Raw genomic sequence first — 10,944 nt, forward strand, 5'->3', positions numbered from 1 at the left:
GATCAAGGTTGGTTGTTGTAAGGTCATAAATTGCAAAATGAAAATACGCTTATCAATTCTTTTTTTAATGATAGTTCTTGGGACTACCACGCGTTCCTTTGCACAATCAGATTCTTTGAAAATTGAGAAACGAAAATCTCCATTAGGCATCAAGGGATATATTGGAGGTGTTTATGAAAATGCTACTGTAGCTCCAGATCACACTAAAAGCTTCGGGGTTCAGGCTGCAGTGATATTGAAGAATCATATAGAAGTCGGCTTTTACAACCTCGCCTATACCAATAATAATTATCGCGAGCGACTGATTTTCCCGAATATTTTTCAGATGAATTATAAGCATGCCGGATTTGTATTGGGTTATAGAACAAACTTGGAAAAAGACTATGAATTCAATGTGGAATCAAAAGTTGGCTTCGGTGAAGTGAAATGGGCTCAAGTTGAAACTGGGGATGCGTTTTTAGTTGATAAATTTAGCATACTTCAATTGCAAATAAGTGTAGACTATTTGTTGGCGAATTTCCTGGCATTAAATGCCTTCGTCGGGTATCGGTGGATGAAACAATTAGAAATTACAGGTTTAGAGAATGAAGATTTTAATGGGGTTTATTTTGGTTTGGCAGTTAAAGTAGGAAAGTTTTGATGAACCGATCATTAATCATAGCGATAGCTGTAGTTACGGTAGCATCTGGTTGCTATTACGATGAATCTATCCCCTCAGATCAAAATGTATGGCCTATACTTCAGCCAAGTGAGGTAGAAATGGATGAGGCCAAATTACTGGAAATGGATTCAGCAATTACTGCTCAGCCGGGTCAAGGTATTGAATCAGTTGTAGTCGTAAAATCAGGCTATCTGGTTTATGAAAAGTATTATTACGGAAATAATCGTAGCACTCAATTCGAGTTGGGAGGGGTAAGTAGCTTTATTTCAAATTTGGCTCTAGGAAGGGCCATTGATATGGGTTTGATTAATTCGGCGAATGATTCCATTTACAAGTATTTACCGGCCTTTGCGGAGGAATTTGAAGACTTTCCATTGAAGAAAAATATTACATTCGAGCATTTGATGACTATGAAAAGTGGGTTGAGCTGGAATGAACTGAGCGGAGTTTTTGATGGTCAGCTTAGCGATATCGACCGCATAATTGAAAGTGAAGATTGGGCGGAGTTTTTAATTACTAAGCCGTTAGACGCGCTACCGGGTACTAGATACGCTTACAATAGTGCTATTCCAATCTTGATTGCTGAGGTTATTGAAATTCAGTACGGAGGAGATATACAAAGTTTTATGTTGAATGAGGTTTTTGAGTCTGTCAATGTCGGGAGTTTTGGTGTAACTCAGGTGGGAGAGAATACAAACATGGCTTGGGGAGTATCACTATCAACGTTGGATTTGGCCAAACTTGGGTATCTATATCTGAATGAAGGTGATTGGTTTGGTGAAAGGATAGTAGCGGCCAGCTACATGAAATCTTCTGTGGATGTTCAGACCAATATAGATTATTTCAACAATTTTGGATGGATGTGGTGGCGATATGCTGATACCAGTGGTTTTCTTCCATTTTTAGAAATAAATGATACCTTTTTTGCTGGTGGCATAGGAGAACAACGATTGTATGTTGTGCCTCATCTAGAATTGGTTGTGGCTATTACTGGAAAAAATGAACGAGCCGATTTTGATTTGCCTTCTCCATTGATTTTCAGAGATTATATCCTGAGAGCCATTCAATAGATTGTTGTGTTTGCATGAATTTCTAATTCTTGTACATTTGCCGCAATTACCTAAACGATACAAGTGCATATTTCTGACGAAGACGAACTGATCCGACGCCTATCTAATCATGATAGGGATGCTTTTGAACAAATTTTCAGGACTTACTATGCTGACCTTTGCAAATTTTGCATGAAGTATGTCAGAGACGAACAGATAGCCGAGGAGGTGGTCCAGGAAGTTTTTATCAATATATGGGAACGAAGAGCAAGTCTGACTATTACTACTTCTATCAAATCTTATCTGTTTACAGCCATTAGAAATAGATCTTTTAATTACTTGAAACTGCAATTGCCCAAAGAGCAAAAGAAGGTAGACCTTGAGGGCGTTGGCTTTATGGAGGAAGACAGCCGTGAGCAGGAGATGATCATGGACGAATTGAAAGAATATGTACATAGTGCTATTGAGTCTTTGCCGAACAAGTGCAGAATCATTTTTAATCTTAGCAGAAATGCTGGAATGACCTATAAGGAAATAGCTGAAGAGCTTGATATTTCGGTGAAAACTGTCGAAAACCAGATTGGTTTGGCACTGAAAAAATTAAGAGAGAACCTCAATCCAATTTGGGATAAAATAATGTTACTGCTTTTGATGAATATTTTTTGAAATTTTATGGGGGATTGAAATGGTTTGCTTGACATACCATTGAACGACGACTAAAATGCAAGAATTGGAATTTAAAGTACTGGCCTATTTAAAGGGTGAGCTCAATACAAAAGAGCGACAACAGGTAGAGCAATGGGTAGCTTTGTCTGATGCGAACCAAAGGGCTTTCGATGAGATTGAGAAGATTTATCTCTCATCAGAAATCAGCTTTTCAAAATTTAATCCCAACGTAGATCGTGCCTGGGAATCTGTGGCAAATGCTATTCAGGAATCAAAATCATCAGGACAAGCCATTTTGTATAGAGTTGCGGCTGCAGTGACCTTGATTATGGGTTTGGGATTCATTGTTTTTCAATATCAAAATCAGACCGATCAATTGGTGGCGAAAACGGCTGAAGATGAGGTCAAAAAACTAGAATTGGCGGATGGATCTATTGTTTGGCTAAATGAAAACTCGACCTTCAGCTATTCTGAAAAAATGAATGAAGAAGAACGGGTGGTTAGTTTGGATGGACAAGCCTATTTTGATGTTGCCAGAGATGCAGAAAGACCTTTTAGAATTATAGGTAAAAAAGCCACTGTAGAGGTATTAGGTACTTCGTTTGATTTGGTATCTAAAGCGAATTATGCGAATGTGAACGTAACCAGCGGGCGTGTAGCTTTTGGTTCTTCTAAAGATGAAGAGGTGAAAGTTATCCTTGAAAAAGGTAACCAAGCGACTTTCAGTGGAAAAAGACTGGCAAAGAATGATTCCTTTAATGACAATGCATCCTCTTGGATGACAAAAGACTTTGTATTTAAAAGTTCTCCACTATCCCAAGTGGTTAAAACGCTTGGTGATCATTTTGAAGTGAAAATAAAGGTGGATGACGCTATAAAAAACTGTTTGATTACATCTTCGTTTGAAGACAAAGATTTAGATGAAATACTTAGCACACTGGAAGCTATCGCCAACATTAAAAATGAGAGAAAAGGCAAAACAATCAAATTGACAGGCCCAGGCTGCTAACAAGGATACTCGAAGTACAATGGACTAACCCGTAGCGATAATATCGATGCGGGTTTTTTTGTGTGATCTAATTCATCCATTTGATTGCAATGGCTAAATTTGACCAAAATTGCATTTGTCGAGTTAGATAGTTTGGATCAAGTCGTTGTTAGAAAGTTTATTTGTGCCTTGCTGACCCTTCTGATATGTACGTCAGAGTTGTATGCGCAAGAAAGTATCCTGGATAGGAAGGTGATCCTGTATAAGAAGAAGTATAAAACCAAGGATATATTAGAAACACTGCTTCCTCAACAAGGTGTCAATGTGGCCTATCATGACAATATCATTCCGCTGAAAAAAGAGGTTGAGTTTGGGAAAACAAGGGAGACGGATGTAAAAGACATATTGTCTAGAATTTGCCACAACGAAAACTTGGACTTTGCTTATTTGAACGGTCAGTTGATGATCAGATACTATGATCGTCCAGAAAACGAATACAAGTACTCAATAAGCGGATTGGTTGAAGATGCTGCTTCTGGTGAGGCCTTGATAGGCGCTACGGTTTATATCAAAAGTATAGAGACCGGCTTGGCAACTAATGGTTATGGGTTTTATGCCTTTACCCTGCCCAAGGGAGAGTATGATTTGATTGTGTCTTTTATTGGTTATCATCAGGTAAGCCATGCTATTGAGTTGAATAAGGATTTTCAATTCAATTTTCAACTAATCGAAAATTCTGTTCAGTTGGACAATGTGGTAATTGAGGAACAAGAGTTATTTGATATTAAGGCTCAAAACGTTCTGCTTAGTTCAAATAAACTGGATATGGATATGGCTGGTCAGATTCCCCATATTGCCGAAGTAGACGTCTTTCAAAGTTCGATGCTGCTACCTGGTATATCTAACGTTGGAGAAGGTGTTTCTGGAGTCAATGTCAGAGGAAGTGCTTCAGATGCTAATCTTATCATGCTGGACGAGGCGGTAATTTACAATTCGAATCACTTTTTTGGTCTAGTATCTGTATTTAATCCTGATGCAGTAAAAGATGTAGAAATATTGAAGGGTGATTTGCCAGCCAAATATGGAGGTAGGACCTCATCAGTGATGCACGTCAGACAGAGAGAAGGGAACGAAAAAGAATTTCATCTTTCAGGAGGGCTAGGGTTAATTACCAGTAGAATTATGTTTGAGGGGCCTATTTTGGATGGAAATACCAACTATCTTCTGTCTGCAAGAAGTACGTTCTGGGATTTGATTTTGCGCAATACCAAAAGTCCGACTTTGGCCAATAGTCGAGTGAGTTTTCAGGACATTAATACTAAGGTTAAGTTCAATCTGAACAATAAAAATAAAATATACTTCTCAGGTTATTTTGGTGCCGATGCAAACCAGTTTGGAATTGATGCCTTGCAAAAATGGGGTAATAGAGTGTTGTCGGTTAGATGGAACAAGATTCATAGAGCAAAGCACTTTATGAATGTGACTTCGTATTTCAGTCAATATGAATATAGAGTAATTGAGGAAAGTGAGTCAGACGGTTTTGTTGGGACTTCCAGAGTATCTGATTTGGCCGTTAAATTTGATATGACTTCATACTACAATCCTAAAAACATATTCGAGTATGGAGGAGAGGTAGTTGCTCATATAATGAATCCAGGTGAAAGAGTTCCAAGGGTGGGATCCTCCGAGAATTTTGTCAAACTCAATAACGAGCTGGGTTTAGAACCTTCTATTTATCTCTCTAATGAAAGACATTTGGGTGATATTTCAGTTTCTATCGGTGCCAGATATTCTGGGTTTTACAATACTGGGAAGTCAGACTTGTATCTTTATGAGGAAGGAGAAGAAAAGTCACTTGAATCTCGTACAGACACAATTTCTGCAGGAGATAAAGAGGCGAAAACATTCTATCATAACTTTCTACCTAGGTTATCCTTGAAGTACCAACTCAATCCAAATATGGCACTGAAGGTCGGACATTTTGCATCAGTTCAATATATGCACCTACTATCGAATACTTTGTCACCTGCATCTTCGGATCTCTGGCAAATAAGTGGAAAGTATCTTCTGCCATCAACTATGCATCAAACCACCGTTGGGCTATACCAGTATGTTAAACGGTTTGATATGGACATATCTTTGGAATTTTACTACAGAAAAATCCAAAATGTGGTGGACTATAAAAATGGTGCTGACCTACTTTTTAATGAGTCCATTGAAACAGAAATTCTCAATGGGAAAGAGCGAGCTTTTGGAATGGAAGTTTTTCTTAAAAAGAAGTTTGGTAAGTTAACAGGATGGCTGGGGTATACTTTGTCTAGATCAGAACGTCAGGTGGATGGAGAGCTCAAAGCTGAACGAATTAACAATGGTCAGTTTTTCCCAACTAATTATGATAGAACCCATGACGTGGCAATTACAGGTATTTACCAGTTGACCCCTCATTTATCCTTGTCTTCAAGCTTTGTGTATTATACGGGAAAACCTTTTTCATTTCCGACATCAAAATATGAAGTAGATGGATTGCAAGTCCCTCATCACCCCACTCGAAATTTGGATAGGCTGTCAGACTATCATAGACTAGATATCGCAGCCACTCTCAATTTGAAAAAAATCAGAAAGAACGGCAAAGAGCGCAGAGCCGAAAGCAGTTGGGTGTTTTCAATTTACAATGTATATGCAAGAAGAAATGCTCAAGCCTATTACTTCCGTGAAAGCGCAAATCAGAAAGGCGTATCCGTAGTTGAGAAATTATCAGTGTTGGGTACAATGATTCCATCGGTAACATACAATTTCAGGTTTTGAAAAGAATAAGTAGTTATATCGCCATATTCCTTATAGTTTTTATCTATTCCTCCTGTATTGATGAAATTGATTTAGATCTGGATACAGGAGAGTCTCATTTGGTGGTTTTCGGCTGGATTACAAATGAGATAGTTCCTTATGAAATTAAGTTGTCGATAAGCAATGGATACTCAGACCAAACGGGCTATCCAGCCGTGTCCGGGGCAGAAGTTTTTGTGACTGACCAAGAAGGGGATAGGTACGACTTTGTGGAGATACCAGGTACAGGTAAGTATCAGTCTGACCCCACAAATTTTGTAGGGTCTCCTGGATCAGTTTATCAGTTAACAGTTTTACATAATCAAAACATATATACTTCGAGCCCTGAGGAAATGCCTGAATTGAGTGTAGCAGAGGATGCTTTTGTTAACTTCATAGCTGACCCGGCTGATTTTGAAATTGATCCTGAGGATGAAAACTTCTTCATCTCTGCCTTTATTAATGACGATTCTACTACGTCTAATTTTTACAGATGGAAGGTTTATGTCAATGATCAATTGCGAAATAGTCCCGAGGAACTTGTGCTGTTCGATGATCAATTCACCAATGGTAATAAATTTAAATTTGATGCTGGAAATGTACTTTTTACTCAAGCTGACGATGCCCATTTTCAACACATGTCTTTATCGAAAGAGGCATTCGATTATTACAAAAACATCAAGGAACAAGTGAGTAATTCAACGCTAAGTCCTAGGGTATTGCCCGGAATTGTTGAGGGCAATATGATTAATGTTAATGATCCGAATGAACTTGTTCTTGGGTATTTTGGGGCCTCGGAAGTTTTGAATGTTAACGTGGATAATTGAGTTAATCCAACACTAACACCTCATTGACATAGTCTAGGGCGCTGAACCTGACTCTTAGCTGACGTGTGCTGGTTGTCTGATTTTGGCAATCAAGTTTGTAGCTGAAAAATTTCTGACCTCTGGTGTAAAGTAATGTTTTGTCTGGGTTACCCAAATACTCGATTAATTCTGTTTCACTCATGCCAATAAATTGGTCAAATTCGGCTTCCATTCTGTTTATCACGTCATTTCGGTAGCCAGTACAGGTTTGTGTCTCAGCAATCCACAGTGAAGAATCAAAGGAATCAAATGAAACAGACTTAGTTTGGCAAGCTAGAGTGATTGAGATCAATAGAAACCATCCAATTATCTCGCCATTCCGAATATTTGAAACCAATTTTTGTTTACTCCAAATAAGCAGTGTAATGCGGCTGATAGAATTTGATTTTGTTATGATTTTCATGTCAGATATATTGGATTAAAGTAATATTTTGAATGATTTATTGATAATTTTATAGGAAAATACAAAGGACACCATAAAGTTGTTATTTCAAAATAATTCTATACATTTAAGGTGTGATTTAATAAGTTTATATTAATAATAAGGTAATTGCTTAGATATGGCCGACGATAAACTCAACGAAGGTTCGGAAGAAGAAAACAAATCAAATCAGTCAGACGAGGATTTTGGTTTACCAGATTTGGAGTTTGATGAACTACAAGAATTAGATTTTAATTTGGATGACTCTGCTGAGGAGGAGACCGAAAGTGAAGAAACCACACTTCCGGAACCTGAGGGGATTGACATGAGTGTCCTTGACGATATTGACGTTCCGGAATCATCTGAAGATTCTTCTGGACTGCAACCTGGGGATTTAGATCCACCTGAAGGTTCTGTGTTAGATGAAGGAATTGAAGAAGTAGAGGATGTTCTTGATAGCGCACAGTTGATCTCTGATCGCCTCGGTGATGATGAGGAAGACCCGTTATCTCCGGATTTTAGCGCTGATATCAATTATGATGACCTTATGGGTGGAGACGATAGCGCAGAAGCCCCAAAGGAAGAGGCCTCTTCTATTGAAGATATGGGACTGGATTTAGCAGCCGATGACTCGCAGGATTCAGATGATTTGCTAGCCAATATTGATAGCCCTGATCAACTGGCTGCACTGGGTATTTTGGATGAGGAGGATTCATCTGAAAGTAGCGAGGAGCCAGCAGCAGAAACATCTTCAGATGATGATTTTAGTGCAGATAGTGCGGGGTCATCACTTTTTGCAGCTGATTCTGCAGAGGAAGAGGGTTCTATTTTTGCTACAGACAGTATGTCTTTTGAGGATGAAAAACCGGAATTTGAAGAGGCTGATACACCTTCTCTTCCTCCAAATTATAAGCCATACTCTTATGAGGAATCCTCAGGAGGATTTGCTAAGGTTATTATAATTGGTGTATTGATAATATCTATCATAGGGGGAGCATTCTATTATTTCTCATTGGATGATGGACCAAAAGAAGTGGCTAAGAAGGAGGTTCCTAAAAAGCGTGTGAAGAGACCAGCGAAAAAGCCTGCCACTAAGCCGGCAGAAACTGAAGCTTCTACTACTAAACCTGCAGAAACTAAGCCTAAGCCTGCAGAGACTAAGCCCAAGCCAGCAGCTGCTAAGCCTAAGCCTCAAGCAGCAACTGCTCAGCCAGGCGAAATTGTTAGAGTAACCGAACGTAGCTCAAGGTCTTATGTAATTATTGGTAGTTTTATTGATGAGGATTTGGCTATGGACTACGCTTCTAAATTAAGCGGTGAGGGCAATGGTGTTAAGATCATTCATCCATATGGCAAGTCTAAAAGATATCGAGTTTCGATTGCAGACTTCTCTAGTTATGGAGACGCTGCTAGCCAGTTGAGTGGATTCAAAGGACAGTACGGAGACGAAGTTTGGGCTTTACAGTATTAATTTGAAAAACGATATTGAATTAAAATCGTGTTAAAAATATAAAAAGGTCATTTTGGCCTTTTTTTTGTTTAAAGGGAATTATGCAAATACTAAATATGATTTTGACTTCTTTGCCTCAAGAGGTACCAGTAGAAGAAGTTATTGAACAGGTCTCTGTGCTAGACCTATTATTGAAGGGCGGTTATATGATGGTACCCATTTTATTGTTGTCTTTGGTGGGTATATATGTTTTTGTCGAGCGTTTGCTAACAATAAAAGACGCAGCTAAGACTCCCGACGCTTTTATGTCTAGTATCAAGCAAATGGTTTTAGATGGAAATATTTCAGAGGCACTTACCCTATGTCGTTCTACTGCCACACCAATTGCAAGAATGATTGAAAAGGGAATAGCCAGAATAGGAAGTCCCTTAAAGAGTATAGAAGCATCAATTGAGAATGTAGGTAAGATAGAAATCTATAAGCTGGAAAAGAACTTGAGCTTATTGGCTACCATATCTGGTGCGGCACCTATGATTGGTTTTTTAGGAACAGTAACAGGTATGATACAAGCGTTTATTTCCATTGCTCAGGAAGAAGGAGCGGTTAGTCCCAAACTACTTTCTAGCGGTATTTATGAAGCGATGATCACAACAGCAGCAGGTTTGTTTGTGGGTATTTTGACATACTTAGCTTACAATTATCTCGTTACAAGAGTAGGTAAGTTGATACATGGAATGGAGTATACTTCCATTGATTTTATTGATCTATTACAAGAGCCACAGAAATAATGAACTTAGGATCAAAACATAAAATTGAGACTTCTTTTTCTATGTCGTCAATGACGGATGTTATCTTTCTGTTGTTGATTTTTTTCATGTTGACGTCTTCTTTTATTACACCATCTGGTTTACCCGTTAACCTTCCAACCAGTAAGAGTTCTAACATTGTGATGCAAAAGATCAGCGTAACTATTACTCCTGATCTGCAATACTTCGTTAATGATAATAAGGTTTCTTTAAGCCGATTGGAACATGCCCTTCAAACAGAATTGAAGGACAAGGAAGGTGTTGTGGTTTTACATTGTGATAAGTCAGTACCTGTAGAGCATTTGGTGAATGTGGCAAGTATTGCTACCAAACTAGAAGCAAAAATATCTCTGGCTACAAAACCTGATTGATTTTGGATAACCAAGAAAAGAGAAATAGAAACATTAGTATTTATGTGTCTTTAGGGGTTCATGCCATACTTTTTGTGATCTTTTTTGTTTTGTTGGCGTGGACTGAGCCTGATCCTCCAATTCCAGAATATGGGATTGAATTCAACCTTGGAAACAGTATTGTTAGTGAAAATCAGAGTGAAGAATCAGTGCAAGAAGAGGTGATTGATGAAATAGAAGAGGTGTCAGAAGAAAGTAATGAAGATGCCGATGCAACAGAACAGTCTGAACAAACTGCAGCTGAAGAGACAGAAGGAGATGATACTAAGCTAGCCGAAGCTGAGGCGGAAGTTTTGGAGTCTACGACAGAGGATGTTAATAGTCCTGATGTGGTAGAGGAGACAACTGCTACTGAAGAAGTTAAGACCCCAGAGGTAAAGGAAAGCGATTCAGGAAGTGATACTCAGACCGTAGATACAACAGAAAAAACAGAGAAAAAGGAAGAGGAGAAAAAAAAGGTGGAGGAACCTAAAATAGATGATCGAGCCATTTTTAAGAAAGTGGATGATGGATCGGGAACAGGCAACAAAGGGTCAAGCCTGGATCTTGCTGGTTGGGATTGGGATTTTAAACCGCAACCGAACGATAATTCTTCTGAAAATGGAATGATTGTATTTCAAATTATAATCGATGAAGAAGGTGAGATTATCGGAATTAAGACCCTGGCAAAAACAGTTTCTCCTGTCGTCGAAAAAGTATATCGTGATGCTGTGATGGAGTTAACTTTTAGCAAAACTTCTGATAACAGGTCGGCTGCAGCCACCTCTAAGGGAAAGATTACATTTATTATCCAATCGAATTAAG

11 protein-coding genes are annotated in these 10,944 nt (G+C 38.6%); 10 read left to right on the forward strand and 1 reads right to left on the reverse strand.

Annotated features, from left to right (window positions below; all coding sequences use genetic code 11):
- The first annotated feature begins 37 nt into the window (after positions 1-37).
- From ACO6S2_RS09570 to ACO6S2_RS09595, 6 genes are all read left to right on the forward strand, one after another.
- Positions 38-640, forward strand: a complete 603-nt coding sequence (locus tag ACO6S2_RS09570; RefSeq protein ID WP_422362277.1) for a hypothetical protein — start codon at positions 38-40, stop codon at positions 638-640.
- Complete coding sequence (locus ACO6S2_RS09575) at positions 640-1,731, forward strand: serine hydrolase domain-containing protein (RefSeq protein WP_422362278.1); 1,092 nt, start codon at positions 640-642, stop codon at positions 1,729-1,731. Before ACO6S2_RS09570 ends, ACO6S2_RS09575 begins: the two co-directional genes overlap by 1 nt.
- Before the next feature lie 63 nt (positions 1,732-1,794).
- Entirely contained in the window at positions 1,795-2,376 is a 582-nt protein-coding gene (locus ACO6S2_RS09580; RefSeq protein ID WP_422362279.1) for an RNA polymerase sigma-70 factor, read from the forward strand.
- Positions 2,377-2,431: 55 nt separating this feature from the next.
- Complete coding sequence (locus ACO6S2_RS09585) at positions 2,432-3,385, forward strand: FecR family protein (protein ID WP_422362280.1); 954 nt, start codon at positions 2,432-2,434, stop codon at positions 3,383-3,385.
- 99 nt (positions 3,386-3,484) lie between these two features.
- On the forward strand, positions 3,485-6,169 hold the full coding sequence (locus tag ACO6S2_RS09590; RefSeq protein WP_422362281.1) for a TonB-dependent receptor: 2,685 nt from the start codon (positions 3,485-3,487) through the stop codon (positions 6,167-6,169).
- Positions 6,166-7,014: a DUF4249 domain-containing protein gene (locus tag ACO6S2_RS09595; protein WP_422362282.1), complete on the forward strand. Its 849-nt coding sequence runs from the start codon at positions 6,166-6,168 to the stop codon at positions 7,012-7,014. Before ACO6S2_RS09590 ends, ACO6S2_RS09595 begins: the two co-directional genes overlap by 4 nt.
- A gap of 1 nt (position 7,015) precedes the next feature.
- Here the strand turns inward: ACO6S2_RS09595 and ACO6S2_RS09600 are convergent, their stop codons facing one another.
- Entirely contained in the window at positions 7,016-7,456 is a 441-nt protein-coding gene (locus ACO6S2_RS09600; protein ID WP_422362283.1) for a hypothetical protein, read from the reverse strand.
- A 157-nt stretch (positions 7,457-7,613) separates the two neighbouring features.
- Between ACO6S2_RS09600 and ACO6S2_RS09605 the strand changes: the two genes are divergently transcribed.
- The 4 genes from ACO6S2_RS09605 to ACO6S2_RS09620 all read left to right on the forward strand — a co-directional run bounded on the left by ACO6S2_RS09605 (position 7,614) and on the right by ACO6S2_RS09620 (position 10,943).
- Positions 7,614-8,945: an SPOR domain-containing protein gene (locus ACO6S2_RS09605; protein ID WP_422362284.1), complete on the forward strand. Its 1,332-nt coding sequence runs from the start codon at positions 7,614-7,616 to the stop codon at positions 8,943-8,945.
- Positions 8,946-9,040: 95 nt separating this feature from the next.
- Positions 9,041-9,712, forward strand: a complete 672-nt coding sequence (locus ACO6S2_RS09610) for a MotA/TolQ/ExbB proton channel family protein (RefSeq protein WP_422362441.1) — start codon at positions 9,041-9,043, stop codon at positions 9,710-9,712.
- Positions 9,712-10,101 carry an ExbD/TolR family protein gene (locus ACO6S2_RS09615; protein WP_422362285.1) on the forward strand — a complete coding sequence of 130 codons (390 nt, stop codon included), beginning with the start codon at positions 9,712-9,714 and terminating at the stop codon, positions 10,099-10,101. Before ACO6S2_RS09610 ends, ACO6S2_RS09615 begins: the two co-directional genes overlap by 1 nt.
- Positions 10,102-10,103: 2 nt before the next feature.
- A complete protein-coding gene (locus tag ACO6S2_RS09620; protein ID WP_422362286.1) occupies positions 10,104-10,943 on the forward strand; it encodes a hypothetical protein in 840 nt (279 codons plus the stop codon).
- The last annotated feature ends 1 nt before the right edge of the window (position 10,944 follow it).

It is taken from the genome of Reichenbachiella sp. (assembly GCF_965233835.1).
Lineage (GTDB): Bacteria > Bacteroidota > Bacteroidia > Cytophagales > Cyclobacteriaceae > Reichenbachiella.